The sequence below is a fragment of the Roseospira marina genome, from assembly GCF_014197855.1.
Taxonomy (GTDB): Bacteria; Pseudomonadota; Alphaproteobacteria; order Rhodospirillales; family Rhodospirillaceae; genus Rhodospira; species Rhodospira marina.
In genome coordinates this window covers 41,168-66,708 of sequence record NZ_JACIGJ010000017.1, presented here as the reverse complement: position 1 = coordinate 66,708, position 25,541 = coordinate 41,168, and the positions used below count along the sequence as shown (strand labels likewise).

At 65.7% G+C, this 25,541-nt stretch carries 23 protein-coding genes and 2 pseudogenes; 11 read left to right on the top strand and 14 right to left on the bottom strand.

The genetic code is table 11. The features are described from left to right. Positions 1 to 9: 9 nt before the first annotated feature. The 4 genes from GGD82_RS17440 to GGD82_RS17425 form a co-directional block, all read right to left on the bottom strand. A complete protein-coding gene (locus GGD82_RS17440) occupies positions 10 to 2,244 on the bottom strand; it encodes a TonB-dependent receptor (RefSeq protein WP_150063602.1) in 2,235 nt (744 codons plus the stop codon). A gap of 127 nt (positions 2,245 to 2,371) precedes the next feature. After that, positions 2,372 to 3,433 carry a helix-turn-helix transcriptional regulator gene (locus GGD82_RS17435; RefSeq protein WP_170284420.1) on the bottom strand — a complete coding sequence of 354 codons (1,062 nt, stop codon included), beginning with the start codon at positions 3,431 to 3,433 and terminating at the stop codon, positions 2,372 to 2,374. A gap of 215 nt (positions 3,434 to 3,648) precedes the next feature. Continuing rightward, positions 3,649 to 4,557, bottom strand: coding sequence for a DUF4198 domain-containing protein (locus GGD82_RS17430; protein ID WP_211364824.1), 909 nt, complete (start codon positions 4,555 to 4,557; stop codon positions 3,649 to 3,651). 21 nt (positions 4,558 to 4,578) lie between these two features. Next, positions 4,579 to 6,594 (bottom strand): TonB-dependent receptor, encoded by a 2,016-nt coding sequence (locus GGD82_RS17425; RefSeq protein WP_150063604.1) that lies wholly within the window; start codon positions 6,592 to 6,594, stop codon positions 4,579 to 4,581. Between the two features lie 195 nt (positions 6,595 to 6,789). On the opposite strand from GGD82_RS17425, the gene GGD82_RS17420 reads away from it, so the two are divergent. Further along, complete coding sequence (locus tag GGD82_RS17420; protein WP_150063605.1) at positions 6,790 to 7,758, top strand: helix-turn-helix transcriptional regulator; 969 nt, start codon at positions 6,790 to 6,792, stop codon at positions 7,756 to 7,758. Between the two features lie 45 nt (positions 7,759 to 7,803). On the opposite strand, the gene GGD82_RS17415 is transcribed toward GGD82_RS17420, so the two are convergent. Then, complete coding sequence (locus GGD82_RS17415) at positions 7,804 to 8,547, bottom strand: helix-turn-helix domain-containing protein (RefSeq protein WP_184013311.1); 744 nt, start codon at positions 8,545 to 8,547, stop codon at positions 7,804 to 7,806. A gap of 396 nt (positions 8,548 to 8,943) precedes the next feature. Between GGD82_RS17415 and puuE the strand changes: the two genes are divergently transcribed. After that, positions 8,944 to 9,882, top strand: coding sequence for an allantoinase PuuE (gene puuE / locus GGD82_RS17410; RefSeq protein ID WP_150063607.1), 939 nt, complete (start codon positions 8,944 to 8,946; stop codon positions 9,880 to 9,882). A gap of 602 nt (positions 9,883 to 10,484) precedes the next feature. On the opposite strand, the gene GGD82_RS17405 is transcribed toward puuE, so the two are convergent. After that, on the bottom strand, positions 10,485 to 11,129 hold the full coding sequence (locus GGD82_RS17405) for a cation efflux transmembrane domain-containing protein (RefSeq protein ID WP_150063608.1): 645 nt from the start codon (positions 11,127 to 11,129) through the stop codon (positions 10,485 to 10,487). A gap of 87 nt (positions 11,130 to 11,216) precedes the next feature. On the opposite strand from GGD82_RS17405, the gene GGD82_RS17400 reads away from it, so the two are divergent. Further along, a complete protein-coding gene (locus GGD82_RS17400) occupies positions 11,217 to 11,624 on the top strand; it encodes a MerR family transcriptional regulator (RefSeq protein ID WP_150063609.1) in 408 nt (135 codons plus the stop codon). Between the two features lie 66 nt (positions 11,625 to 11,690). Here GGD82_RS17400 and GGD82_RS17395 read toward each other — a convergent pair whose 3' ends face one another. Together GGD82_RS17395 and GGD82_RS17390 are read right to left on the bottom strand one after the other, a co-directional pair. Continuing rightward, entirely contained in the window at positions 11,691 to 12,020 is a 330-nt protein-coding gene (locus GGD82_RS17395; protein ID WP_150063610.1) for a YnfA family protein, read from the bottom strand. Positions 12,021 to 12,167: 147 nt separating this feature from the next. Beyond that, positions 12,168 to 13,289: a 5-methyltetrahydropteroyltriglutamate--homocysteine S-methyltransferase gene (locus GGD82_RS17390; RefSeq protein WP_150063611.1), complete on the bottom strand. Its 1,122-nt coding sequence runs from the start codon at positions 13,287 to 13,289 to the stop codon at positions 12,168 to 12,170. A 339-nt stretch (positions 13,290 to 13,628) separates the two neighbouring features. On the opposite strand from GGD82_RS17390, the gene GGD82_RS17385 reads away from it, so the two are divergent. Together GGD82_RS17385 and GGD82_RS17380 are read left to right on the top strand one after the other, a co-directional pair. Continuing rightward, positions 13,629 to 14,270 carry a DUF1007 family protein gene (locus GGD82_RS17385; protein WP_170284422.1) on the top strand — a complete coding sequence of 214 codons (642 nt, stop codon included), beginning with the start codon at positions 13,629 to 13,631 and terminating at the stop codon, positions 14,268 to 14,270. Then, positions 14,261 to 15,322 carry a nickel/cobalt transporter gene (locus GGD82_RS17380; RefSeq protein WP_170284423.1) on the top strand — a complete coding sequence of 354 codons (1,062 nt, stop codon included), beginning with the start codon at positions 14,261 to 14,263 and terminating at the stop codon, positions 15,320 to 15,322. Before GGD82_RS17385 ends, GGD82_RS17380 begins: the two co-directional genes overlap by 10 nt. 72 nt (positions 15,323 to 15,394) lie before the next feature. Here the strand turns inward: GGD82_RS17380 and GGD82_RS17375 are convergent, their stop codons facing one another. From GGD82_RS17375 to GGD82_RS17365, 3 genes are all read right to left on the bottom strand, one after another. Continuing rightward, positions 15,395 to 16,081: a DUF4269 domain-containing protein gene (locus GGD82_RS17375; RefSeq protein ID WP_150063614.1), complete on the bottom strand. Its 687-nt coding sequence runs from the start codon at positions 16,079 to 16,081 to the stop codon at positions 15,395 to 15,397. Positions 16,082 to 16,147: 66 nt separating this feature from the next. After that, positions 16,148 to 17,368: a S41 family peptidase gene (locus GGD82_RS17370; RefSeq protein ID WP_170284424.1), complete on the bottom strand. Its 1,221-nt coding sequence runs from the start codon at positions 17,366 to 17,368 to the stop codon at positions 16,148 to 16,150. Positions 17,369 to 17,511: 143 nt separating this feature from the next. Next, on the bottom strand, positions 17,512 to 18,123 hold the full coding sequence (locus GGD82_RS17365; protein WP_150063616.1) for a TetR/AcrR family transcriptional regulator: 612 nt from the start codon (positions 18,121 to 18,123) through the stop codon (positions 17,512 to 17,514). Positions 18,124 to 18,230: 107 nt separating this feature from the next. On the opposite strand from GGD82_RS17365, the gene GGD82_RS17360 reads away from it, so the two are divergent. Then, positions 18,231 to 19,730, top strand: coding sequence for an MFS transporter (locus GGD82_RS17360; protein WP_150063617.1), 1,500 nt, complete (start codon positions 18,231 to 18,233; stop codon positions 19,728 to 19,730). Beyond that, entirely contained in the window at positions 19,727 to 20,038 is a 312-nt protein-coding gene (locus GGD82_RS17355) for an ABC transporter ATP-binding protein (RefSeq protein WP_150063618.1), read from the top strand. The genes GGD82_RS17360 and GGD82_RS17355 overlap by 4 nt, the downstream gene beginning before the upstream one ends. Before the next feature lie 205 nt (positions 20,039 to 20,243). On the opposite strand, the gene GGD82_RS21695 is transcribed toward GGD82_RS17355, so the two are convergent. From GGD82_RS21695 to GGD82_RS17345, 3 genes and pseudogenes are all read right to left on the bottom strand, one after another. Beyond that, entirely contained in the window at positions 20,244 to 20,603 is a 360-nt protein-coding gene (locus GGD82_RS21695) for an integrase core domain-containing protein (RefSeq protein WP_446430594.1), read from the bottom strand. 90 nt (positions 20,604 to 20,693) lie between these two features. Beyond that, positions 20,694 to 20,816: pseudogene (locus tag GGD82_RS21690) on the bottom strand (transposase); the annotation flags it as partial. 120 nt (positions 20,817 to 20,936) lie between these two features. Further along, positions 20,937 to 21,263 carry a helix-turn-helix domain-containing protein gene (locus tag GGD82_RS17345; protein WP_150063620.1) on the bottom strand — a complete coding sequence of 109 codons (327 nt, stop codon included), beginning with the start codon at positions 21,261 to 21,263 and terminating at the stop codon, positions 20,937 to 20,939. Between the two features lie 221 nt (positions 21,264 to 21,484). Here GGD82_RS17345 and GGD82_RS17340 point away from each other — a divergent pair, with 221 nt between their 5' ends. The 4 genes and pseudogenes from GGD82_RS17340 to GGD82_RS21245 all read left to right on the top strand — a co-directional run. Then, the gene (locus GGD82_RS17340) at positions 21,485 to 23,059 is read left to right on the top strand and encodes a recombinase family protein (protein ID WP_425468508.1); all 1,575 of its coding nucleotides are present in this window, start codon (positions 21,485 to 21,487) and stop codon (positions 23,057 to 23,059) included. Further along, positions 23,056 to 23,958, top strand: a complete 903-nt coding sequence (locus tag GGD82_RS17335; protein WP_246163984.1) for a plasmid partitioning protein RepB C-terminal domain-containing protein — start codon at positions 23,056 to 23,058, stop codon at positions 23,956 to 23,958. Before GGD82_RS17340 ends, GGD82_RS17335 begins: the two co-directional genes overlap by 4 nt. Further along, positions 23,955 to 24,878, top strand: coding sequence for a plasmid partitioning protein RepB C-terminal domain-containing protein (locus tag GGD82_RS17330; protein WP_150063622.1), 924 nt, complete (start codon positions 23,955 to 23,957; stop codon positions 24,876 to 24,878). Before GGD82_RS17335 ends, GGD82_RS17330 begins: the two co-directional genes overlap by 4 nt. Positions 24,879 to 24,997: 119 nt before the next feature. After that, positions 24,998 to 25,392 (top strand): annotated as a pseudogene (locus GGD82_RS21245) (transposase); the annotation flags it as partial. Positions 25,393 to 25,541 lie beyond the last annotated feature (149 nt).

The window sequence follows — 25,541 nt, the reverse complement described above, 5'->3', positions numbered from 1 at the left end:
TCCTGCGGATCAGAAGTAGTAGCTGGCGCCGAGGACGAAGCTGCGGCCGCGGCTGGGCCCCCCCATGGAGCCATCGGGGCCCCCCGCCATCATCGCCGGATAGTAATAGGCGTAGGTGTCGTAACGTTCGTCGAGGAGGTTATCGGCCCGGAAGTAGACGTCCGCATTCACCGTGGACAGACCAAGGCGGAAATCCAATTTGTTGTAGGATGGGAGGTCGAGGGTGTTTTCCGGGGCGGCGGGTCTGACGCCGACGTACTGATTTCGGATGCTGGTCGTCAGCAGCGGGTCCTTGAACACCAGGAAGTCGGGCAATTCCTGCTCGTGCGTCAGCGAGAGCGTCCAGCCCCATTCCGGCACGCCGGGTACGGCGTTGCCTTCCGACACGCCGGAGCCGGAGGTCGCCGGCACCTTCGTGATGGTGGCGTCGATGTACGCAAGGCTGCCACCCAGGGTGAAGCCGTGGCCGATACGCCAGCTCGCGTCCAGTTCGATGCCCTTGCTTTCGGTGTCGAAGTTGCGGGCCAGGGTCGAGAACGTCGTGGTGTCGAAGATGAAGAGGTGGTCGTCCTCGGTCTGGTTCCAGAACACCGCGCCGTTGACGGTCAGATCGCCACCCAGCCATTCCGACTTCACGCCGATCTCGTAGCTGTCGACGACGGCGGCTTTGTACGCCGGATCGGCCTGCCCCATGGCGATGTTGGAGCCGAAGTCGTTCCAACCGCCCGACTTGTACCCCCGCGCATACGTGCCGTAGACCGTGGCCTCCTCGGTCACATCGTAGGCCAGTGCCAGGCGGCCGGTGGTGTAGTCGTCGTCCAGGGTATCGCTGTCGGTGGCGGTGCGCAGCGCACTGGGGTTGGTGTCGTTGGCCCGCCAGACCGCGTCGTAGGTCTTGTGCTCCCACGTGTGCCGCAGGCCGGCCGTCACCTTCAGCACATCGAACAGCGGATAGGTGATCTCGCCGAATAGGGCGTAGCTCTCGACGCTGAAATCGCGATCGATGTCGGCGTTGAACGGGTTGCCTGGATAATAGGTATCATAGGCATCGCGCGTATCGAGGAAGCGATCCGACCGGAAGTAGTTGGCGCCCGCCACCCAAAAAATGTCGTCCTCGGGGCGCGAGGACAGGCGCAGTTCCTCATTGAAGGTATCGCGGCCCATCTGATAACGGCGCTGACCGTCCGGGCTCATGCCGATGAGCGTGTCGTACAGGCGGCCTTCGTAGAACGGTCCCTCGGTATAGTAGTCGTTGCGGGTATACCCGCTGAACAGAGTGGCCACGGCGAACGGCAGATCGTGCGTCAGCTCCGCCGACACGCGGGTGTTCCACTTGTTGTCGCTGATGCTGCCGTCGGGCACGTCCGCGACCGGGGCCTCACCGTAGGGGCGCATGACCGTCAGAGCCGCGTGCTCGGTCATCGCCTCATGGTTGGCGATCACGGTCAGGCTGGTCTCGTCCGTCGGCTCCCAGAGCAGGGTTCCACGCACCGCCACGTCTTCGGGCTCGGTCAACGGTTCGCCGGTGTTGGCGTTTTCCACCCACGAATCCATGCCGGTGTAGCGGAAGGCGAGACGGCCCTTGAGGGTGTCGACGATGGGGCCACTCACGGCGCCTTCCGTCAGACGGTAGGCCCCCGTGCCGACCTCGCCGCGAATGTAGCCTTCGCGCTCGTCCGTGGGACGGCGGCTGGTGATGTTGATCGCACCCGCCTCGCTGTTGCGGCCGTACAGCGTGCCTTGCGGCCCCTTCAGCAGTTCGAGGCGCTCCACATCCAGGGTCTGGGCGGAGATGTCGGATACACCGGCGGGCATGCCGTCGACATAGACGATCACCGAACTGTCATCGCCGCTGACGCGGTTCAGCGAGCCCACGCCCCGAATCTTGATGTTCGCGCTGTCGGTGTCGCCATAGCTCAACAGCCCGACCCCAGGCGTTGACGCGAAGGTGTTTTCCAGCGTCGTGGTGCCACGGGCCTCGACCTCGTCGCCGCCGACGACCGTCACGCTGAAGGGGATGTCGCGGATATCCTCCTGCGCACGACGGGCCGTGACCGTTACGGTCTCCAGGACGAGCGGCGCCTGGGCGGGAGACGCGGCGGCCGCCGTCTCCGCGCGCGGCGTGTCCTGCGCCTGGGCCGGCGCAACCGTCAGAAGGCCGGCAATCGGAACCAGAAGCGCCCGCGCGGAACACGCGGTGGGACAGCGTGTCGGCGGGCGGAACAGGGTGATGGGGCGTGTCATAGGCGGGGCTCACAAGGCGGGGACAGCGATCAAAATGCGACTGCATCTTGATCGCAGCCCATGCCCCGCGCCACCCGAAGGCGGAAAGCCACAACCCCAATCGGGAAAATGTGTGGGTGCCGCGCCGTCAGCCGGTTCGCCAGCCAGTTCGCTTGGCGCCGAGACGGGAGGGCGCGCAGCCATGCACGCGCCGGAAGGCGGCCGCGAAGTGGCTGGGGTTGGAGAATCCTACGGCCACAGCGGCCTGCTGGACCGACTGGCCGTCCCGCTCGATCAACCGACGGGCCTCGGCCATACGCAGGGCGCGCACGCATCCCGCGATCGTCGTCCCGAACCGGTCCCGAAAGCCGGCCTTTAGGTAGCATTCGTTCAACCCGACGCGGCGGGACAGGCGCGCAATGGTCGGCGGGTCCAGCCACTCCGACCGCAGGATGTCCATGGCCTCGTCCAGCGCCGCGATCCGGCGTCCCCCGACACGCCCGCCCAATCCCGCCACCTCGGCCGGGTCCGCGTCGGGCGCGAGCAGCCGCGCCAGAAGGTCCAGCGCCAGGGATTCGGTGTGCAGGCGTCCACAGGCCGTGTCGGCGTTCGCGTCGACGAGCGCGTCGGCGATCTCCAGAACACGACGGCTGACGGCCGGAACGCGCGCGCAGACCGTGCCCGATCCGGTCAGGATTCCGGCAATGGCCGCGTTGAGGGCGCGCGGTCCGTCCGTGCGCCAGTCCTCCGCCATCTCCGGGGGAATCTCGATCGACAGCCCGCGCATCCGCATACCCGGAGCCACACGCGCATGCATCGCCCCGATGTCTCCGGCGCGCAGCCAGACCTCACCGTCCGAGACCGGCTGATGCACACCCATGTCGGGGGCGCTGAGGTCGAACCGCCCATCCACCACGATGCTGAACCCGAAATGGGGCCCGATCGCCGGGTAGGATTCCGCCATTTCATCCCGCACGGCGTAATCGCCAACGCTGAGGGTCAGGCCGTTGCGGAACTGCTGGAGGTCCATCCGGCCGGACCCCAGAACGGGGTTCAACTCAAGGCACAAGCGTGTCTCCGCGCAGGCCCGAACTCGGAGCGCATCCCGCGCGCCGAACTGTTCGGTGTAGTAGTCGGCCAGCGTCGCGAACTGGGACGACGCGTGTGGGGCCGCGAGCCGCGATCCGGTGTCGGCGGCCGGCCCAGACATACCGCCCCCGTCAGAAGCCCCCCCTTCAGAAGCCTCCCCGTGGCGGGACCTGTTCGACCCTTGTATCGCGTCCACCACCCGGTTCCCTCTGAGCCACTGCCGTCCACGCGCCTTCCGGCCGCGAACGGACCCATTCCCCCACTCCATGCAAGAGAATAATACGCGTTCTCGATTGTGGGGCAACGGGGTGTGGTGCCGGGTGTGATCAACCGCGTTCAGTGGACCGTGAAGGTCAGGCTCGCGCCGGTATAGACCTGACCCGCCTTGCCGGCGAGGTCCGCCAAGGGGCCGTCCGGCGTGACGTCCTGCTTGTGGTTCACCATGATGATCCATTGGCCGGCGCTCTGGACCCGGAACTGCGCCCGTCCCTCCTTGAGGTAGGAGAAGAGGGCGAACCCGTCGCTTTGCCCGAACCCGGTGCCCTGCGCCGTGATGAAATCCAGGCTTTGCGCGGTCGCGCTCAGCGGCTCGCCATGGAACAGCACGTCCACCTCGACCAGATCGCCGACATGCAGGGCGCTCAGGTCGGTGCGGGGCAGGATCTCCAGGTCATGGCCAAGGGGGGCGGGCTCCGTCCAGTCGCCCACGGTTACAATGGACTTGGCGAACGCCTGATACTTTACCGACATCAGTACCGTCTGGACATCCTCCACCGCGTCGCGCGGGGCCAGCGCCAGACGGGTGCGGCCCTGGGTGTCGATGTACTGGGTGTAGAAATTGGGCTGGGAGACGGCTTCGATCTGGTAGGGGCCGGGCGCGCTGTCCGCGTTGAAGGCGAGCTTCTGCGCCCCCAGGTCGGCGGCGAACACGGTGACATCGCCGGTCTCGGCGATCGGGGCGGCGAGGGCGGCGGTCGGCGGCGCCAGCGCGGTGCGATCCCCGGCGGGAGCGATCATGGCGAAGCGCTCGACGACGATCCGCCCGTTCGGGCTGTTCAGGATGTCGTCCACGGGCAGCCGGTGCCCCCAGCCCAGTGACACGATGGCATGGGGCGGCTGGTGGGCGTGGGACTCGTGGGCGTTGATCCACAGAGAGTGCGCGTCGGCCGCAGTGGGGACCACCATGAGGGCCGCCACGGACGCGACCAACGCCAGCAGGGGAAGAAGGGTCGGACGGAATGGCATGTCCCTTGTCCTTTCGTGGGGTCAGAACCGGGCGGTCATGTGCAGGCCGAACTCGCGCGGCGCACCCAACTGCGCCCCGACGTAGCTGTTGGCGTAGACCTGATAGATCTCGTCGGTCAGGTTGCGACCGTAGACGCCGACCGTCACCCCGAAATCGGTTTCATAGTTCACCGCGGCGTCGAGGGTCGTGTACGCCCCCTGGCGCAGGGTGTTGTCCTCGTCGAAATAGTGTTCGCCCACGTGGCGGATGGTCGCGCTGGGCTGCCACTGGCCGCGTTCGCCGAAGTGCCCCAGCCAGGATGCGCGAACGCTGTAGACGGGGGCGTAGGGGACGTCGTTGTCCTCGTAAGGCCCGCCGACGAAGCGGCTGCGGTTGACCATGCCGCCGACCGAAAATTCCTGATCGTCGAACAGCACGACGCCGGCGCTCAGTTCCGCGCCGAAGCTGCGCGCGTCACCCATGTTGGTCAACGTCTCCAGGCCCGCCGGGCCGGAATACCCCTGCACGTCATAGCTTTCGATGTCGTAGACCGTGACCTCGGCCCGCAGCGTGCCGTCCTGGGAGCGGTACTTCCACCCGCCCTCGAAGCTGATGGCGGTTTCGGAGTCATAACTGGCCGTGTCCAGGGCGCTGCTGCCGGCTTTGTTGAAGCCACCCGGCTTGTAGCCCCGACCGACACTGGCCCAGAGGCGGTGCTCCTCGCTCGGCAGATAGGCGATGCCGGCGTGGGGCGTGATGGACCAGAACGTGGCGTCGTTCTCGTAATCGACGTTGGTGCCGTCGGCGTCCGGAATGGTCATCAGGGAGTCGGCCTTTTCCCAGGCCACGCGCGCGCCCGCGCTCAGTTCCCACTTCGGGGCGAACCGATAGGTGCCGTCGGTGAACACCGCGTGCGTCACCATGTGATTGTCCGACAGGGGGCCGCCCATGTCGCCCAGGCCGGTGCCGTAGTCCACATCCTCGTACTTGTAGTGCTGCCTCTGGCCGCTGTAGCCGAACAGGATGGACAGGTCCTCGTCCTCGTAGGCGGCTCGCAGTTCGCCGTACAGGCTGTCCTGGAACTCTTCGGTGTCGATGCCGTACGAGCCGAACGTGCGGTCCAGGTTCATGCGCTGATAGGCGATGATCCCCGTGACGGACCACGTGTCAGTGATGTCGTAGGTCGCGTCCAGGCTGATGTCGTCGATGCGCCGATCCAGGTGCGGCGTTTCGACGATCGGATTGACCCGATCACGCGACAGGTCATCGAGGGGAACATAGTATTCCTCCTCAGACCGGTAGCGGTCGGTGCCCAGTTTCAGGCGGGCTTCCAGGGGCAGGTCGTCGGGCAGGTAGTGTAGCGAGATCCGGCCGCTGGTGGTGCGGCTGTCGTCCACGTTGTCGCGGCCGTTGGCCGGATCGTCCAGGGACCCGCCTTCCATGGAGTCGGTGGCCATGCCCTGGATGGCCCAGCCCGACCAGAGGCCGCTGGATGCCCCACCGGACACGCGGTGGCCCCGGCTGAACACCTGCAAATCGGTCCAGGCGTCGGGATCCTCGCCGGGCAGGGCGCTTTCCACGTTGATCACACCACCCAGGGCGCCGCGCCCATAGACCGCGCCTTGCGGGCCTTTCACCAGCTCGACCCGGTCCACGTTCTGCATCGCCTGCGCATAGGCATGCGGCAACTGCGGCACGCCATCCACGTTCAGGCCGACGGCGGGGCCATAGAAGTCGCCGGACGACAGCCCGCGCAGGGTGAAGTTGTTGTAGACGCGCGAACTGCGGCCCATGGACTGCAATTCGGGAAACACCTCGTCCAGGGTGTCGGTGGTGGTCACGCCCTCGCGTTGCAGGTCCTCGGCGGTTGTCACGTTGACGCTGCCCGTCACGTCGAAATCCGTCTGTTCGCGTTTGTTGGCCGTCACCGTGACAGGCTCAAGCGTGATGACGGGGCCGGGCGGGGCGGTCGCGGGCGTCTGTGTCTGCTGCGCCAGGGCCGGCAGCGCATGCGTCACCAACAGCAGAGCGCCACCGGCGCGAAGGGAAGCGTGCATCAGGGTCTCCTGTTCTCGGGAGCGAGGTCCCAAGGGTTCGTCAGAGCGGAGGGCGGGAAGAGGGCGGGTCGACACGCGGGCGCAGCCCCGCGTCGACACCCATAACTTCGGTGTGGTATTGCGACTAAATCGCATGCGCGGGAGCGGCCGTCTAACGGTGTCCGGGCGGAATTGTCGAAACCGGGAAAAAAACGGATGGATCTGGATGCAGGCGTTTTCTCTTTGACGGAACAGGGTGCCACGGACATCCGCGCGCACCCGCGCCTGCCGGCCATGACCATCCCGCCGGACTGGACGCGGGCCGTGCGGGTGCAGGATCTGCCCGACGACATCACCGTCACCACCTGGAACGGCGGCGCGGATACGGCGTGGACCATCCGGGGCGAGGCTCCGCCCATGGTCTGCGTTGGGATTCTGTTGGAGGGCACTCTGACCATGACGCCGGACAGTGGTCCGGCCCTGACGTTGGGACCGGGGACCATCGTGCTTCATGCGGCGGCCCAGGGTGTGTCTGGGCAGGACGTGTTGCGGGCCGAGGGGACGCTGCGTCTGGTCGATGTGCGATTCGCGGCGGAGGCCTTCCTGCCGATCATCGCCGGCAGCCTTGTGCCGGTGCTGCGCGACGCCATTCTTCCGGGCGCCGAGACCTGTGGCGGGGCGGGCGTCTTCCGCCATGCGCCCGCCTCGCCGGCGGCCCGCCGGACGGCCACGGACATTCTCTCCTGCCAGGACTTCGAAGGGGTCGCCCGCGCCCTGTTCCTGCGCGCCAAGGCGTTGGAGCTGCTGGCTGTCGTGCTGCGGGACACGATGCCCCACCCGCGACAGGCGGTACCGGCGCGCGATCGCAAACGGGTGGTGACGGCCCGCCGGCTGCTGGAGCGGGACTACGCGACGCCCTGGACCATAGAGCGTCTGTCCCGGGAGGTCGGGTTGAGCGAGAAGAAGCTGCGCGTCGGCTTCCGCCAGATCATCGGGGCTTCGGTGCAGGACCACCTTCGGTCGGTGCGGCTGGCGGCCGCCATGGCGATGCTGGAGCGGGGACAGAGCGTGACCGAGACGGCCTACGCCGTCGGGTTTTCCAGCCTCAGCCACTTCAGCAAGGCGTTCAAGGACCACGCCGGACTGTCGCCCCGTGACTGGGCGCGCCGCTGCCCGGGGGTCTGATGGCGGCCGCCCGTGGGGTCCGGACCATGGGGTGCGGACCATAGGTTACGGACCGGCGGGCGCCGTGTCGATCGCCGCGCCGTCAAAGACCCCGCACCGCACCCGCGTGGCGCGGCGCACGTCGGAAGGCGTCACACCGAACCGGTGGCGGAACGCCGTGGACAGGTGCGCCGGGTGATAGCCGACGGCGTAGGCGGCCTCGGCCACCGTCATGGCGCCGCTTTCGATCAGCGCCTTGGCGCTGTCCAGGCGGGCGCTCTTGATGAAGGCGTAAACGGGCAGGCCAAACAGCGCATCGAAACCGCGCGTCAGCTTGCGGGCATTCAAACCGACACGCCGGGCCAGATCCGGAACGGACGGCGCGGTGCTCAGGTCGGCAAGGATGATGTCGCGGGTTTCCATCACCCGTCCGATATCACGCGGCGCCAGATCGTGGGCCAAGGACATTCCGGACGTTCCGCGTGCGCCGGACCGACCGCAGCCGTCGGCGACGGAGGCCAGGAACTCCAGCGCCTTGGCGGCCAGGAACAGGCGTTGGGCCGCCGTGGCGCCCGGGTGCGGGGCGTCCGTAAGCGACAGCGCTGGACGGAACGTGGCGGCGCCGTCGTCGCCCACCAGATCGGCGATGGTGGCTTCACTCACACGGATGAAGACCGCCGACAAGGGGCCCGTGTCTTGGGACTGGTGGTGGAATTCCACCGGCCGGGAGGTTTGAAACGAGATGACGGAGGCCGGCGACGTCATCGTCTCGCCCAGGCCGTCGACGGCGCAGAACACATGGCCCCGCATCAGCACTCCCGCCCACAGGCCGGGCTGAACCGTGGTGGTCCGTGAAGGCGGTGTCGACCACGGCGCTCCAGTCCACGGGCGCATCGCTGTTCCGTCGGTCGGCGGCGACGGCCGGCGCAATGGCCGTCGCCCACGGCGCCCACGGGGCCGACTGCGCTGCGCGGGAGGCCGGATCAGGCCCCCCATGGGCGCCGGTGCGGGCGCCGGTGCGGGCGGCGGGCGGTCGTGCGGCGCGGAAAATTGTCGACGATTGCCCCGGCAAAGTGCCTACAATAGTGATCCGCGCGTGCGTCGCGATGGCGTCATACGACCGGCCGTCGCGCCGCAGGGCGCGAAGCATACGGTGGCGATGCCGTCGGCTCCTCACCGCCCTGTAGCCTGCATAAGGAGTCCCGGATGGTCCCCCCCTATGCCCGCGACCTGATCGGCTACGGTCGAACCGTGCCTCATGCCCAGTGGCCGGGGCAGGCGCGGATCGCCCTGCAAATCGTGATCAACTACGAAGAAGGGGGTGAAAACTGCGTTCTCCACGGCGATGCCGCCTCGGAGGCCTACCTCCAGGAGGTGCCGGGGCTCACGCCCTTGCCGGGTGTCCGCAACATCCAGGTGGAGAGTATGTATGAATACGGATCCCGCGCCGGGTTCTGGCGTCTGATGCGCCTATTCGAGCGCTACCGGATGCCGGTCACAGTCTATGGGGTCGCCATGGCCCTGGAGCGTAATCCCGAGGCGGTGGCGGCCCTGCTCGAGTCCGAGCACGAGATCGCCAGCCATGGTCTGCGCTGGATCGACTATCAGAACATCCCCGAGGCGGTGGAACGCGCCCACATCCGGGAGGCCCTGGCCCTGCATGAGAAGGTGACAGGGGCCAAGCCGCTGGGTTGGTATACGGGGCGGGTCAGCCCCCAGACCCGCCGTCTGGTGGCCGAGGAGACGGAGGTCCTGTACGATGCCGACAGCTATGCCGACGATCTGCCTTATTGGGAACAGGCCGGCGCGAAAAGCCAGCTCATCGTTCCCTACACGCTCGACAACAACGACATGAAGTTCGCCACGCTCCATGGCTTGAGCACCGGAGAGGAGTTCTACACCTACCTGCGCGACGCTTTCGATGTGCTCTACGAGGAGGGCGAGGAGCGCCCGCGCATGATGTCCGTGGGCCTGCATTGCCGTCTCGCAGGACGGCCCGGGCGGCTGGCGGGACTGCGTCGGTTCCTGGATTACGTGGCGGGTCACGACGCGGTCTGGATCTGCCGCCGGGTGGATATCGCCCGCCACTGGCGGGCGCACTTTCCCGCCCCGAGCGCGCCTCTTATGCCAAAGCGTGCTGATTAGAGTATCCGTGTTGATCAAGCGGCTTTTGGCATTGATGAACGCCCCGTCTCGGCATCACGTGCCACACGGTCCACGGGGACAGTGCCGACGTCCGGTCCAAAACAACACCGGACCTCCTTTTTTTGCGAATCATTCGCACCAAGTTTGCCGTCTTCCCCGCTCAAAGGGACGCCGGCTCACCCGGCGCGACGACCGGGAGGGGGACCCGCTCATGACCGCCGTTGCATCGCCGGCGCCTGTGTGTCTGCGGCTCGATCGGAACACGCTGGACCGGTTCACGCCACCGGCCGGGGTGTGGCAGGACATCACGCTGCCCTTGGTGGACGGCGGTCTGCGGGTGCGCACCAGGTCTCTTGGGCCGAAGCTCTCCGTGACCCAGAGCGAGACGCGACTTTCGTCTGATTACCATGCCCAACGGGAGCAGGGGGGGCCTCCGCGACGCTGTGTTTCGGGCGCACGGGTCTCAGCCTGTTTGGGTTCGGTGGGCGGGACCCGTCGCACGCCGTTCGGCCCGGGGATGTCTGGCTGTTTCACAGCACCGACGCGGTCCTGCCGTCATCCGCCGAACGCCCGAGGACAGGGGCCGAACAGCACGGGTCGCCTCACCGCGCGCGGGTCAGGGCACCGGGCCGACCGTGATGGCGAAGCTCCGACAGGGCCTGCTGGACAATGGTCACCGCCCCCTGAAGGGCCAACACGGCCATGATCGCGGCCACGAGGATGTCGGGCCAGCCGGTTCCGGAGCCAAACACCCCGAGAGCGGCGCCCAGAACGGCCAGGTTCGCGAGGACATCGTTGCGCGAGCAAATCCAGACCGAGCGCATGTTGGCGTCGCCGTCGCGCCAAGCATACAAAAGGGCAAGGCACGCGGCGTTGGCGGCCAAGGCCATCACACCGACAACGCCCATTGTGCCCCACCCAGGCACCGTGCCGTGGACGGCGTGCCAGATCACGCTGCCGATCACCCAAAGGCCGAACAGGCCCATCGAGGCCCCCTTTACAAGGGCCGCGCTCGCCCGCCACTGCAGGCTGAGGCCGAGCACGAACAAGCTGATGCCGTAGTTGGCCGCGTCGGCGAAGAAGTCGAGCGCGTCGGCCTGAAGCGCCGCCGATCCGGCCGCGACGCCCGCGGTGATCTCGACGAGGAACATGACCGCGTTGATCCCAAGCACGATCCACAGCACGGTGCGGTAGCGGCCCGACGCCAGGGCCTTGGAAGCGCATGTATCGTTGGAACAACAAGCCATTGTACGATCTCGCCACGGTGTCCGGAACGCTTGGGATGGGCCCAAGCCGGCCAACCGTACGGTCTATAGTCGCTATAGGGTCAAGGCATGTCCGGCGCAGACTTCAAGATCGGCGACCTCGCGCGCGCGACCGGCACCAAGGTGGTCACCATCCGATACTACGAGACGATCGGTCTGATCGCCCCGCCGGGCCGGAGCGAGGCGAACTACCGACGGTACGATACGGCCGCATTGGACCGTCTTCGGTTCATCCGACGGTGCCGGGATCTCGGGTTCTCGCTGGGCGATATTCGGGAACTGCTCGACCTGTCGTCGGAGACGGAGCGCCCCTGCGACGAGGTCAACCAAATCACGGCCGCGCATCTGGCCGAGGTTGAGAAAAAGATCGCGGACCTGCAGGCGCTGGCGGTGGAACTGCGCCGGATCTCCACGTCGTGCCACGGCGGCGGCACGATCTCGAACTGCCGCATTCTGGACGCGATCACGCCGGACTGAACGACGGCGGGGGCCGCGTCTCGCGTCAGGCCGCGCGGGCTCCGATCGTGATCGGCGGACGGCCACCTATTCGCCGCCGCGCGGCCCGAACAGGATGACCCCGGCGCCGCAGACACACAGGATCGCGCCCGCCACATCCCACCGATCCGGGCGGCTGCCTTCGACGCCCCACATCCAGACCAGCGATGCCACGATGTAGATCCCACCATACGCGGCGTAGGCGCGCCCCGCCAAATCCGCGTCCACCCGGGTCAAGGTCCAGGCGAACAGGGCAAGGCTGGCCAGCCCGGGACCCAGCCACAGGGGCGTCTTGTCCAGGCGCAACCAGGCCCAGAAGGCGAAGCATCCGGCGATCTCGGCAAAGGCCGCCAGGACGTAGGCGGGAACAGTTCCCATCGGCCCCCCCCAGATGGGTGACGACGCCAACGGCCAATCCGTCGGCGAAGCCCTCAGGACCACGCGGGCGCCGAGGATGCAATAAGCACGGGGGGCGCGGTGAACCGCGCCCCGTTATCGGCCCGCCTTGTCGCCGGTCCGTTCGGATCAGGCCGAACCCCAGATGGCCTCCGCCGTTTTGACGACCAGTTCCAGTTTGCGCTTCTGATCGTCCTCGGTCAGGGCGTTGCCTTCCTCGGTCGAGGCGAATCCGCACTGCGGCGCGATGCCCATCTGATCGAGGTCGACATAGGTCGCCGCCTCATCGACCTTGCGCTTCAGGGCGTCCACGCTCTCCAGCTCCGGCGTCTTGGTGGTGATGAACCCGGGATAGACACGCTGGGTGCCCTTCGCCAGGAACCGCAACGCATCCAGCCCACCGGCGCGATCCGTATCGTACTCCATGAAGAACAGGTCCACGCCCGTGCGGTTGAACACCGTGTCGGCGACCAAATCATAGGCCCCGTCCGCCGCCCAGGTGGAGCGATAGTTACCCCGGCACAGATGCATGCCGATCAGCATATCGTCGGGCCGATCCTTGATCGCCGCCTGCATGACCTCGGCGTATTTGCCGATCAGCCAGTCCGGATCGAACCCCTCCTGTTCCTTCTGCTGGCGGTGCTTCGGATCGCAGAGATAGGCAAAGAAAATATCGTCCATCTGCAGGTACCGACAGCCGGCCTCATAAAACTTTCGGACGGCCGTGGCATAGGTCTGCGCCAGGTCGGCGAAAAAGACCTCGGGGTCGTTCACGTACTCCGGAACGGCGATGTCCGCCTTCGCGGTGCGGAAGTGGCAGCAGCTCGGTCCGGGAATGGAGATCTTCGGCGTGACGGTGGTGGTGGCGGCCACGAACCGGAAGTGATCCAGCATCGGGTGGTCGTCCGGGAACGCCAGTCGTTCGGAAATGGTCGGGAACACGGGCCGCAGGGTGACGCCATGGAACGGCATTCCCTCTTCAGGCGAGCGCTCCACCAAATCCAGGCCCGTCAGTCCGCCCATGAAGTCGTAGTGCCAGAAGGAGCGGCGGATCTCGCCGTCCGTCACGACCTTCAGCCCGACCTCTTCCTGAAGGCGGATCACGGCGGTGATCGCCTCGTCCTCTATGGCCTTCAGGGCGTCGGGCGTCAGGGTCTTGTCCTGAAAGACCCGCTGACGGGCCTCCTTGACGGCGGCCGGACGCAGAAGAGATCCCACATGATCGGCACGAGACGGGGGCAGAGCAGTCATGGCGACCTCATCCAATCGGTGAACACAATCTGTTCGTGAACAACGCGCCGCGCGCGGCAGGGCATCTGCCCCTTTTCATCCTGGGGGCCAAACGATCATACCGGGTGGCGCGTTCACGCTAGGGTCATCGCACATCTCGTTCCTCAAAATCCAGTCCCGGGTCGACGCGCCCCCTGGCCATTGACGCGCCACGGAAGCCCCTGGCCGCGTTCGAATTTGGAGAACGCAGGTGAGGGCTCGCCTTGGCCGGCCCAGCGTACCACCGGGCTCCCAGCGGATTGCCAAACGGCCGCCGTCTCGGGCATGGTGCGGATCTCGTCTGTATCGGAGGATCGCGCCATGAGAGGGTTGGCCCGGCTCGCCCTCAAAGGGGTCGCTCTCGTGGGAGTTCTGTGGACCGCCGGACCGGCCGAGGCCCATCCACATGTGTGGATCGATGCCGACGCGACCGTGGTCCTTGGGCCGGCCGGGCAGATCACCGCCCTGGACGTCACCTGGACCTTCGACGAGCTGTATTCCGAAGATACGGTGATCGCCGTGGAGGGGCGGACCTCCGCCGATCTGCGGCCCCTCGTGACCGAGGCCGTACACAATCTGGTGCCGTGGCTGTACTTCACCGACCTGCGGGCGGACGGCATCCGGCAGACCTTCGGTCCCGTCGAAGCCTATGACGCCCACTGGCGCGACGGCCGCCTGATTTATGCGTTTACACTGCCCTTGACGCGGCCCGTGGACCCCATCGCCGAGACCGTGGAGCTTCGGCTGTACGACCCAACCTACTACATCGACATCGCGGTCCCGGAGGACCGCGCCGTGACCCTGCGTCCGTCCGATGCCGCCTGCTCCGTCACCCGGTCGCCCGCGCCGGAGCAGCCGAATTTCATGGTTTTGTCCGATGCGTACCAGTCCGTCGTCGTCGAGCCCGGCGAGGACGGGATCGGATACGCCTATGCGGAGATATGGAGAGTGACGTGTCCGTGAACGCATCGGCCGGACGGATCGGTCGCCGGGCCCCATGGGGTCTTCTTCTGGTCCTCGGCCTCGCTCTGGCGGCGGGTCTTGGGCTGGTTCTGCTGCCCCCGGGCTGGGCGTCGGCTGCTTTGACGTGGGTCCGAACCGTCCAGGGCGAGTACCAACTGGCCTTGAAGGACGCGGTTCTGGCCCTGCGCGAGGAGCATCCGGGAACGGCGGCGTTGACTCTGGCCGGGCTGAGCTTTCTGTACGGGGTTCTGCACGCCGTGGGACCAGGCCATGGCAAGGCCGTCATCGGCACCTATGCCGCCGCCAATCTGCGTCAGGTGCGGCGGGCGGTGATCCTGTCGCTGGCTGCGGGGTTGGTGCAGGCCCTGAGCGCGATCACGCTGGTGTCTGCGGCCTTCCTGCTGATCCACGGCGGCGCCCGATGGGCGACGCAGGCGGGAGACCGCTATCTGGAACCCGCCAGCTACGCCGTCATCGCCGGGCTGGGAGGCTGGGTCGCCTTGCGGGCGGTTTGGCCGTGGCTCAAGGCGTGGGTCGGCGGCCGCACGGGGGCGTCGTCGCCATCGGGCACGGAGCCCCCACACGCACCGTCCGCGCCGGACCTCTCACGTGAACCCCATCATCATCACGATCATGGACACCACGGCCGACACGACCACGGCGAGGGCTGTGGGTGCGGCCATGCCCACATGCCGACACCGGATCAAGTGACTGAGGCCGGGTCGTGGCGGCAGATCGCAGCCCTGGCCGTCGCCATCGGCCTGCGCCCCTGCACGGGGGCCATCCTGGTGCTGATCCTCAGCTTCAGTGTGGGGCTGTGGGCCGCCGGGGTCGCGGCGGCCCTGTGCATGGGTCTGGGAACCGCGTTGACCGTGTCCGTGTTGGCGGCCGTGGCCAGCACTCTCGGCAAGACGGCCGTGCCGCAGCCGCACGCCGGCCGCGCCTTCTGGTGGCGACGCCTTCTCGGGCTGGCCGGCGGTAGCGTTATTTTCGGCCTTGGACTGGTGCTGTTTCTGGCCGCCGTGCAGCGCCCCACGCATCCGTTGCTCTAGGGTCAAAACCCAATTAAGGCATGGAGATAGTGTGCGTGCCGTGATTCAAGGGAAGAAACGGCAGGGTTTGGATCATGGCGCGCGAGTTTTGGTGGATCGCCCGCCAATGGGCGGCCGTTGAGCCGCACCTTCCGCGAAATAGGCCCGGACCGGGTGCCGTCCAGGATCTTTCGCACATTCCGTCACGCGAGGGCGTCCGCTGAAGAAGCCCGCATCGCATTGCGGATCGGTGCATCCCGGCACCTGGGCCATCTCAATCATCGTGCGAAGATCGTCATCGGCCAGAGTTTCCAACCCAAGAAGCGCCTCGTAAGGATCGCCGGGGAGCGCCAGAATCCTAGCAAACGCAGGCTCCGTTTTCAGGCCGTCCTGCTTCAAACGCACAACCGGCTCTCTCAGCTGCGGGCCCAATCTCAGAAGTCGTTCTTCGATGCGAAAATGGCGAACGCCCCACTGATCCTCCGTTGCGAGCCGTTGGCAGAACAGTTCAATCTCCCATTCCATGGCCAAGAATGATGCGATCACTGCGGGATCGGGGAGATGCCGCGCCGTGCGAAGCGAGAAGGACTCCATATGTCCAAAATGGTCTCGTGCAACATCGGCGAAATGCCCGAGATCCTGTGTTGAACACGCGACGTCGATATCACTTGACTCCGTCGCGATGCCCAGAGGTGGCGTTCCAATAACCACAGGACAAAATTCGGCGAGACGTCTGAGAAGACCGAGCGCCTCAATCAGATCGGGATGGACCGGCCTCATCGAAGTCACCGTCAAATTTTGAACGCGCCGCTCCGTTTGCGGCCTAAACCGAGCAATCCGCCCCCCTTATCCGCCGCCGGCCAGCCGGACCGCTTCCTCAACGGCCCGGTCCCGTTGCGGGTCCGCGCCGGCCGCGAACGGGGGATCAAAGGGGACCGCGATATCCGGCGCAACGCCGACGCCTTCCAGCCGTGCGCCGTCCACCCGCACGTCCATCACGGCGACATACAACAGGCTTCCGTCCGACAGCACGTTGAGGCGCCCGGCGAGGACGGCTCCGGCCGTTGTCTCACCGACGATGGGCCCGATCCCCAGCGCCCGGAAGCCATGGGCGATCAGCTCCTTGCCCGACCGCGAGCCATCGTCGACCAGCAGTACGACGGGTTTCGTCCACCCCGACGCAACGGTGAACGCCGTTCCGTCACGGCCGATGCGGGTCATGTCCATGGCCCGGTCTGGGAACAGGGTCAGGTATTCGGGGCTGGCGCCGCCCCAGCCGCCCCGCAGGTCGAGCACCAGGGCGTCGGCCTCCTTCAGGCGTCCGTACAGCACCTCCCCAACCAGGATGTCCTGGTACTTCCGGCCGGCGTAGGACCAGATGCGCACATAGCCGACGCGCGTGCCGGCATGCTCGATCACGCGGGCGCTCGCCCGCATGGCATCCTCGAACATCGTCACGCCGTCCAGCCGGGCGGGCGTCACCACGAGGTCGCGGTACTCCCCGGGGGTCCGTTCGAGGGTCAACGTCACCTCCGTTCCGACCCGCCCGGCAAAGGACTGAATCGGGTGGTACGGGGCGCCGTTCACGGCGACAAGCCGGTCGCCGACCACGACACCGGCCGCCTCGGCGGGATGGCCCTGGAGCACGCCCGTCACAAACAGGCCATCGTCCCGCGCTTCGGTCATCACGCCGATCCCGGCATAGATGGGGGCGCCGTCCGGGAGAAAGGGGGCGAGCGCGGCGGCGATCTCCTCGCTGCCGTGCAGGAAGACGCCGGCGAGCTGATACCAAGCGGGGTCGTCCTGCGTGTACAGCCGGGTGTGGGAGGTCGTGAGGCATGCGAGCAGCGCATTGACCTCCGCCGCGACCGCCTCCCGCTCCATGCCCGGCGTGACGGCGGTGCGGTGGGCGGTCACCGCCGCGTCCCAGTCGACGCCGTTCATGCCGGGATCGAAGAACTGTTCGGCGGTGATGCGGGCCGCCTCGTCGAACACGGCCAGCCGGTCGGCGCAATACGCCGTGCCCGCCTGGGTCAGGACGAAAAGAACAGCGAGAAGGCGATACATGGGCGGGGCTCGTCGATTTAGCGCACCGATACGGTACGCCATGCGTGCGCGCCCAACAAGCGGGGTCATCTTTCCGATTGCCCCCCAAAGGCGGGCAATGGTCCGTGCCTTTGCCCGCAGCGCGGTGTCGGACAGCCGCGCGCTCAACCGGAAGCCGGGCGATCTCCTGTGCCGGATGATCCGGCGCCACCAAGCCCGTCGTGCGCAGAGGCTTCATTGGGCATCAGGAAATCGAGGATGTCCTTGTACGCCGAGGCCCACTCGGCTTCGGACACGTCCATCAACCCACAGCACCGCAGGATGAACAGGCCCTCCGATGCCAGGAAGGCAAGGCGGGTGCGGCGCCCGAGGTTCGTCGAGACATCAAGTGCGTCCAGGCGTTCCCGGTACCAGTCCTGAGTCCGTTGGCGCTGCTCCGGCGTTTGCAGGAGCGCGGCCATCAGCACCGCCGAGCGGGCGTTCTCGACCTCGTCCGTTCGCATGGTCGCTTCGATGTGACCGCGAATGAAGGAGATGGGATCGGGGTTGGGGCCGACCAGTTCGGCGACCTCCTGGGTGAACTCCGTCTCCCAGCGTCCGAACATCGCATCGATCAACTGCTGTTTGGTCCCGAAGCAATACTGCACCCCGCTTTTGGTAATGCCCGCCGCCTTCGCGACGGCATCGATCGAGAGGGCCGCCGCGCCGACGTCGCCAACGACGGCCTCGGCGGCGTCCAGCACCTTGTCGCGGTCGATCTTGCGCGGTCTCCCCATCCCGTTCTCCCGTTGAGTTTTAGTACGATCGTATTTATATCTGAGCGCTGCGCGACTCACACACATGCGTGACCGCGCCCCCCAAAAAAGACATCGGTGACCCTAAAATGGCTTCGTCCAACCGGTGGCTGATCTTGGCCATCGTATCCAGCGCCCTGCTGCTCATTGTCATCGACATGACGGTTCTTTATACGGCACTGCCGCGCCTGACGCATGATCTGGGCGCCACGGCCGCCGAAAAACTCTGGATCGTCAACGCCTACCCGCTGGTCGTCGCCGGCTTGCTGCCCGGGTTCGGAACGCTTGGGGACCGGGTCGGCCATAAGAGGCTCTTCCTGGGCGGCCTAGCCGTCTTCGGCGTCGCCTCGCTGATGGCCGCCTACGCCGGAACGCCCGCTGTTTTGATCGCGGCGCGGGTCGTGCTGGCGGTGGGCGCGGCAATGATGATGCCGGCGACGCTTTCCATCATTCGCCTGACCTTCATCGACGAGCGTGAACAGGCGCTGGCGTTCGGAATCTGGTCTTCCGTCGCCTCCGGCGGCGCGGCGTTCGGCCCGATCGTCGGCGGCCTGATGCTCGAGTCTTTCTGGTGGGGCTCCGTCTTCCTGATCAACGCGCCCATCGTGCTCGTCGCCGGGGTTTTGGCGATCATCGTGATTCCCGAGGCCGACACCCGCCGCGACCGTCCGTGGGATCTGATCGCGTCGATTCAGATTCTCTCCGCCCTGGTGGGGATCATCTACGCGATCAAGGAGATCGCGAAACCCAGCCCCTCCTACGGAAGCTTTGTCCTGGCCGGCGTCGTGGGGATCGCGGCGCTGGCTCTCTTCATCCGCCGGCAGAAGTACGCCGCCGATCCTCTGGTGGACTTCGCCCTGTTTCGCGACGCCCGGTTCGCCTCGGGTGTGGCCGCCGCCTTGATCGCGTCTCTTGCGCTGGTTGGGGTCGAACTGGCGATAAGCCAGCGGCTGCAACTGGTCCTCGGCCTGTCTCCGTTCGAGGCGGGGCTCTTCATTCTCCCCATCCCCTTGGCCGCGTTCGTCGGCAGCCCCTTGGCGGGGTTGGGCCTCCCGCGGTGGGGCGGAACGCCCATTCTGTGGAGCGCCCTGTTGCTGGCCGCGGCCGGGCTTAGCGGATATCTCCTGCAGCTCGACACCGCAGGGCCCTTGCAAATCGCGAGCATGGCCGCCCTGGGTCTTGGCCTTGGCGCCGCCATGACGGCGGCCTCCAGCATGATCATGCTGTCCGCCCCCAGCGATCGGGCGGGCATGGCGGCCTCGATCGAGGAGGTCTCGTATGAACTGGGCGGTGCGGTCGGCATCGCCATCCTTGGTAGCCTGCTGTCCGCCGTCTATGCCACATCGCTGGTCCTGCCGGACTCTCTTGGGGCGTCGGCGATGGCCTATGACGGGCTCGATCAGGCGTTGCTTGTGGCCGAAGGGATGCACGGGCCGATGGCGGATGATCTGCGCGCGCTCGCGCGGGCCGCCTTCGACCGGGCGTTCGTCACCGTGATTGTCGCCGCCACGGTCATTCTTGTCGTGACCGGCTGTGCCGTTGGCCTGTGGCCCAGACGCGGGCGCGCGGCCATCGGAGCCTGCCGTTGAGGCGTGAGGAGGACGAGGACTGGGGCGCGTTTGGGAACGAGGATCTCGGCTACGACGCACGCGCCGCGACGCACGTCTCCTGGCGTCGCGCGCTCGGCTTGTTTCGGCCCTATGGGGGGCGGCTGATCGTTATCCTCGGGCTTATTCTCGCCTCGTCCCTCGCCGGGGTGGCCGCGCCGTTCCTGCTCCGGGGGATCATCGACACCGCATTCCCGGCCGGCGATCTCGGCCTCCTGGCTCTGCTGGCCGGCGGCCTGATCGCCCTGTCCGGGGCCGGTACGGTGATTGGTGCCCTACAGGGCCTGTGACCGCCACGATCGGCGAGGCTCGACTGGCGCGGCCCCGCCCGCCCGGTTCGGCCCCGCTCATGCTCATGGCGACCAACGACAAACGGATCATGATCAGAAGGCCCGTCGGCGTCCTGTTGGTCAGGCCGAGGGTGTCGCCGTATGCCACGACGGCGCGTTCATTCAGCGATGGCAAGTGACCCAGCCCCTAACGTTGGTCCCGCGGTCAGGAGAGCCCTTCCAGGTGGTGCGTGACCGTGGGGTCGGGCGTCGGCCCCCCGATCAAACCCGTTGAAAACAACACCTGTGGCGGATGGCCCTGTGGGTTTGTGGGCAAGACGTCAGGCTTGTCCATCCTATCCACAGGACACGCCTGAGCCAGGACCTCGGCCGGCGTGCGCCAGCCAAGCGCGCCGTGCGGGCGAACGTGGGTGTCGCCGTCGCACCACGTCGCCACTTCCTCCCGCGCTTGGGCGAGGCTGAGGAACAGCGTCTTGTTCCGGAATCCGTCCCGCAACCGGCCGATGAAGCTCTCGGCGTAGGCGGTCTCCACCGGCTTACCGGGCCGGAGATAGCACCGATCCACGTCCTGATCCCGGCGCCACCCGAGCACGGCGTTCGAGGTGAATTCGGTCCCGTTGTCCGAGATGATCCGCACCCGTCGGCCGTGCGTCGCCCATTTGTAGACTGTCGCCTCACGGACCCCGTGGCCCCCACATACATCCGCCGTCCGTTCTCCGGCCTCCTGTGCCGTCAGGATGCCGATGAGTTGTGCCTCGCTGGAACGGCTCTTCCCCATGATCGTCCGATCCCCCTGCTTTGGGTCGGACTCAACCCAATCCCGGGCCACGTCCAACGGGCAGGGTCAATGGAAGAACGGCCCCAATCCATACGTCTTCCGAAATTTCTCTTTGGGAACCTAGCTGGTTTCCTTCTTTGAAAACGTCACCGGTTTCGCCAACGCAAGAGTCGCCTTGAGAAAGGCTTCCTGCTGTTCTTCCGAAAGCCCACGGAACAGCTCGACCAAAGCCCGCTCACGTTCGTTGCGCGGCTGGGACGAGTCCGCGAGCAGATCCGATGGGAGGCAGTCGAGTGCTTCAGCCAGCCGCTGCATCCATTCAAGTGACAAACGGCGGCGTCCCTTCTCCAAATGACTGATCTGCTGGTTGCTGGTACCGGCCCGCTCCGCCAACTGCTTCAGCGTCAGCCCCCGGGCCTTGCGCCATTCCCTGATTCTATTCTCCATGTGACTCCAACATTTTGTTCTTTAAGCGAGAGCGGTGTGTTGGAAGATATCATTAGATCCGGCGTTCCGACAGCTTCAAACGGCGAATAAGCTGCTCTCGAAGAGCTCCAGAGTGAAGGGCGACGAGAATTTCCAACATTTTGGTGCATTTACGATTGACACGTCACCAACAGTCTGTTGGATTTTAACGAGGCGCCAACGCAGGATCGGAGGGTTGCCACGTGTCTGGACGGCGAAATTCGCGGACGCCGGATCACACCGAGGAGGCCCCTCTCTTTAAACGGGCCGCCGAATACGTGCGCATGTCCACCGACCACCAGAAGTACTCAACCGAAAACCAATCGACCGCGATCCGAGCTTATGCCGCGCAACGCGGCCTGACGATCGTCCGTACGTATGCCGACGAGGGGAAAAGCGGCCTTCGGATCGAAGGCCGAGACGCTCTGCGGCGCCTGATCGACGATGTCGAGGGAGGCTCCGCGGATTTCGATGTCATTCTCGTCTATGACGTCAGCCGCTGGGGTCGTTTCCAAGATGCCGACGAAAGCGCCTATTATGAGTACCGATGTCGGCGGGCCGGGATTGAAGTCGAATACTGCGCGGAACAATTCGCCAACGATGGCAGTCCGACCGCGACGATCGTTAAGGGCGTTAAGCGGGCCATGGCCGGCGAGTATAGCCGGGAACTCTCCGCGAAAGTCTTCGCGGGTCAGGGCCGCCTAATCGAGCACGGTTTTCGCCAAGGGGGAGCCGCCGGTTTTGGATTGCGCCGCATGCGCGTCAACCAACACGGTGAACGGCAAGGCATACTGGGTATCGGCGAACAGAAAAGCCTGCAAACCGACCGCGTGGTCCTCGTCCCTGGACCACCGGAGGAAGTCGAGACCGTGCGCTGGATGTACCGGGCTTTCGTTCAAGAAGGAAAGCCCGAGCGGGAGATCGCCGAGACCCTGAATGGACGCGGTATCATGACCGATCTAGGCCGGCCGTGGACCCGAGGCACCGTGCACCAAGTTTTGATCAACCCAAAGTATGTGGGGCACAACGTCTGGAACCGTGTTTCATTCAAACTCAAGAGAAAGCGAGTGCGCAACCGTCCGGATATGTGGATCAAGGCCGAAGGCGCATTCGCGGGCATCGTGGCGGGTCCTTTGTTCGAGGAGGCCCAGCGAATCATCGCCGACCGGTCCCGTCGTCTGACCGATGAAGAAATGCTGCGCGGTCTGCGCACGCTTTACGAGATACATGGCCGACTATCCGGCCTCATCATCGACGAGATGGAGGATCTTCCGTCGAGCAGCACCTATGGGCACCGCTTCGGCGGTCTGCTGCGCGCCTATCGGCTCGTCGGGTATTCGCCGCGTCGTGACTATCGTTATATCGACATCAACCGCAGCCTCCGCCGTCTGCATCCAGAAATCCTGGCTGAGATCATCACCGGCCTGAAGACGTCCGGCGCCGTGGTCCAGAGGAACGAGGACACCGATCTGTTAACCGTGAACGGGGAAGTCTCGCTCGCTGTTGTCATTGCCCGTTGCAAGGAAACCCCCGCCGGGGCCCTCCGCTGGATGTTGCGCTTCGACAATGGGAACGATCCAGACATCCTGGTCGCCATTCGCATGGATGCCCGTAACGAACGCCCTATCGATTACTACCTCTTTCCCCGCATCGACCAGACCGCGGAAAGGATACGGCTGGCCGAGGAGAACGGACTGTCATTGGACGCTTACCGCGTTGAAACGCTCGACCTCCTTTACGAACTCGCGGCGCCAGTGCGCATCCGGGCGGTGGCATGATGACCGAGCGGACCGAGACCGACACCATCGAAATGATCCCCGTTGACGCGATCCACGTGTTGAACCCTCGCGCCCGCAACAAGCGGCAGCATCGGGAGATCGTGGACAACATCGCCGCTGTCGGCCTCAAACGCCCGATCACCGTCAGCCGTCGTCGCTCCGGAAACAAGACGCGCTATGATCTCGTCTGTGGCGAGGGCCGACTCGAGGCTTTTCGCATGCTTGGCGAGGACGTCATTCCCGCTCTTGTCATCGAAGCGCCCCAGGAAGCCTGTCTGATCATGAGCCTCGTGGAGAATATCGCGCGGCGGCCACATCGGCCGATCGACCTCATGGTGGACATCGGCACCCTCGCCAAGCGCGGCTACACCGACGCCCAAATCGCCGAAAAAATCGGATGCTCCCGAAGTTGGGTTTTCAACGTGCTCACCTTGCTGGAGCGAGGCGAAGAACGCTTGGTGTCTGCCGTCGAAACCGGGCTGATTCCAATCGGCCTCGCCGTGGAAATCGCCATGATGGAAAACGAGGACGCGCAAACGGTCCTTATGGAGGCCTATGAAACCGGGAAAATCAAAGGCAAGAAGATTGCGGCGATCCGGCGTCTCCTGGATTTGCGCGACCGCCAACGTCGGGGACTGAAAAATCTGAAGCTCGGCCGCAAGGCCTCGTCCCGGCGACTCACCGCCGAGGACTTGCTCCGCGTCTATCAGCGGGAGGCCGAAAAGCATCGCCTTCTGGCCAAGAAAGCCGACTACACCCAAGCCCGACTGCTTTTCATCGTCGAGGCCATGAAGGACCTTCACTTGGACGAGGGCTACACCACTCTGCTGCGGGCGGAGGGGCTGGATAGTATGCCTCGCCCGCTGGCGGAGCGGATGGACGGAAGGGCGCGCGGATGAGGGACGAGACCAGGAACACGGGGACCCGGGTCGCCTTCGAGCATGATTGCAAGGTGGTCGCTCTCACTCACTTGGTTCCTCTCAAGATCCTGCGACCCGGGACCAAGGAGAGCCAGACGTACCAACAAATCCTTGGTTCCATTCGCCTGGTGGGCCTCGTTGAACCTCCTGCGGTCATACCGGACCCGGACCGGTCCGGTCGGTATCTCCTGCTCGACGGGCACTTGAGGATCGAGGCGCTCAAGGACCTGGGTATAACGGAGGTCAAGTGTCTTATCGCCACGGATGACGAGACCTACACCTACAACAAGAGGGTAAGCCGGATTCCGCCCATCCAGCAAAACCGCATGATCCTGCGCGCGATCAAACTCGGCGTCCCGGAAGAGAAAATAGCCGAGGCCTTTCACCTGAATATTCAGACCATCAAAAGGCGAACGAGGCTGCTCGAAGGGATTTGCGCCGATGCCGCCGAGATCCTGAAGGACGCACCCTGTCCGGCGGCGAGCTTCGATGTGCTGCGGCGCATGGCCTCGATGCGACAGGTCGAGGCCGCCGAGCTGATGGTGGGACAAAACAATTTCACGGCCGCTTTTGCCAAGGCGATCCTGGCGGCGACACCGGAGGCCATGATCGTCGATCCGCGAAAGAAAAAGCAGGCTGGCGAACGTGCGGTCACGGCTGAGCAGATTTCCAGATTAGAGCGGGAGCTGGCGAGCCTACAGATCCAGGTAAAGTCCGTGGAAGACACCTACGGGCTCGACAACCTTCACCTGACACTCGCCAAGGGATATGTGCGGAAACTCCTTGGCAATCCAAGGGTCGTGGCGTGGCTCTCACGGCATCGCCAAGAGTACCTCACTGAGTTTCAATCCATCGCGGAGATCGAAAGCATCGCTCCGGTCACCAATGCGGCTCAGTGACAAACGGGGGCCGGGATCCGATTAGGGCCGGGGCCACCGGAGGAGTCGTCGAAAGCAAGGATCAAGGTGGGTGGTGGGAATGGCGGCGCCCCCGGTCGGAGCCCACCAGGCCGACGACCATAGAGCTGGCCGCGATTGCCAAGGTCTACTTTCAAGTTGACGGCGTTGCCGAAGATGGGGAGGTCGGCGTGCGCAAGAAGCTGCGCCGGAGCCAGATGCAGGCCTTCTTCGCGCAGTGGGCGCCGTGCCGGATCGGCATTGAGGCGTGTGCGACAGGACATCACTGGGCGCGGGAGTTGCGGGCCTCCGGCCATGAGGCTCGACTGATTCCGCCGTCGTACGGAGAGCCCTGCGTACAACGCGGAAAAACGACGCCAACGATGCGGCGGCCATCTGGGAGGCCGTGAAGCCGTCATCCATGCGCTTCGTGCCGGTGAAGATGGAAGAGCAGTAGTCGGCCCTGACACTCCACAAGGTTCGCGCGCTGTTGGCGGAGGCGCGAACCCGACTGATCGGCACCTCGTGCTCATCGAAGACCGGGATGACGCGATCATTCAGGGTCTCGACGGCCGGATCGACACGGTTTTTCAAGAGCGGTTTGTTTTTGCGCGACATCTCCTGCAGGCCCACCTCGGCTGAGATGACTTTTATGGGATCCTGGTC

Excerpts from the sequence above, each read along its gene's own strand:
- GGD82_RS17345 (WP_150063620.1), bottom strand. The coding sequence starts at position 21,263 with ATGGAGAATAGAATCAGGGAATGGCGCAAGGCCCGGGGGCTGACGCTG.
- GGD82_RS17405 (WP_150063608.1), bottom strand. The coding sequence starts at position 11,129 with ATGGCTTGTTGTTCCAACGATACATGCGCTTCCAAGGCCCTGGCGTCG.
- GGD82_RS17420 (WP_150063605.1), top strand. The coding sequence starts at position 6,790 with ATGGATCTGGATGCAGGCGTTTTCTCTTTGACGGAACAGGGTGCCACG.
- GGD82_RS17400 (WP_150063609.1), top strand. The coding sequence starts at position 11,217 with ATGTCCGGCGCAGACTTCAAGATCGGCGACCTCGCGCGCGCGACCGGC.
- GGD82_RS17370 (WP_170284424.1), bottom strand. The coding sequence starts at position 17,368 with ATGTATCGCCTTCTCGCTGTTCTTTTCGTCCTGACCCAGGCGGGCACG.
- GGD82_RS17335 (WP_246163984.1), top strand. The coding sequence starts at position 23,056 with ATGATGACCGAGCGGACCGAGACCGACACCATCGAAATGATCCCCGTT.
- puuE (WP_150063607.1), top strand. The coding sequence starts at position 8,944 with ATGGTCCCCCCCTATGCCCGCGACCTGATCGGCTACGGTCGAACCGTG.
- GGD82_RS17395 (WP_150063610.1), bottom strand. The coding sequence starts at position 12,020 with ATGGGAACTGTTCCCGCCTACGTCCTGGCGGCCTTTGCCGAGATCGCC.
- GGD82_RS17385 (WP_170284422.1), top strand. The coding sequence starts at position 13,629 with ATGAGAGGGTTGGCCCGGCTCGCCCTCAAAGGGGTCGCTCTCGTGGGA.
- GGD82_RS17375 (WP_150063614.1), bottom strand. The coding sequence starts at position 16,081 with ATGAGGCCGGTCCATCCCGATCTGATTGAGGCGCTCGGTCTTCTCAGA.
- GGD82_RS17415 (WP_184013311.1), bottom strand. The coding sequence starts at position 8,547 with ATGCGGGGCCATGTGTTCTGCGCCGTCGACGGCCTGGGCGAGACGATG.
- GGD82_RS17360 (WP_150063617.1), top strand. The coding sequence starts at position 18,231 with ATGGCTTCGTCCAACCGGTGGCTGATCTTGGCCATCGTATCCAGCGCC.
- GGD82_RS17390 (WP_150063611.1), bottom strand. The coding sequence starts at position 13,289 with ATGACTGCTCTGCCCCCGTCTCGTGCCGATCATGTGGGATCTCTTCTG.
- GGD82_RS17430 (WP_211364824.1), bottom strand. The coding sequence starts at position 4,557 with ATGCCATTCCGTCCGACCCTTCTTCCCCTGCTGGCGTTGGTCGCGTCC.
- GGD82_RS17330 (WP_150063622.1), top strand. The coding sequence starts at position 23,955 with ATGAGGGACGAGACCAGGAACACGGGGACCCGGGTCGCCTTCGAGCAT.
- GGD82_RS17425 (WP_150063604.1), bottom strand. The coding sequence starts at position 6,594 with ATGCACGCTTCCCTTCGCGCCGGTGGCGCTCTGCTGTTGGTGACGCAT.
- GGD82_RS17440 (WP_150063602.1), bottom strand. The coding sequence starts at position 2,244 with ATGACACGCCCCATCACCCTGTTCCGCCCGCCGACACGCTGTCCCACC.
- GGD82_RS17435 (WP_170284420.1), bottom strand. The coding sequence starts at position 3,433 with ATGTCTGGGCCGGCCGCCGACACCGGATCGCGGCTCGCGGCCCCACAC.
- GGD82_RS17365 (WP_150063616.1), bottom strand. The coding sequence starts at position 18,123 with ATGGGGAGACCGCGCAAGATCGACCGCGACAAGGTGCTGGACGCCGCC.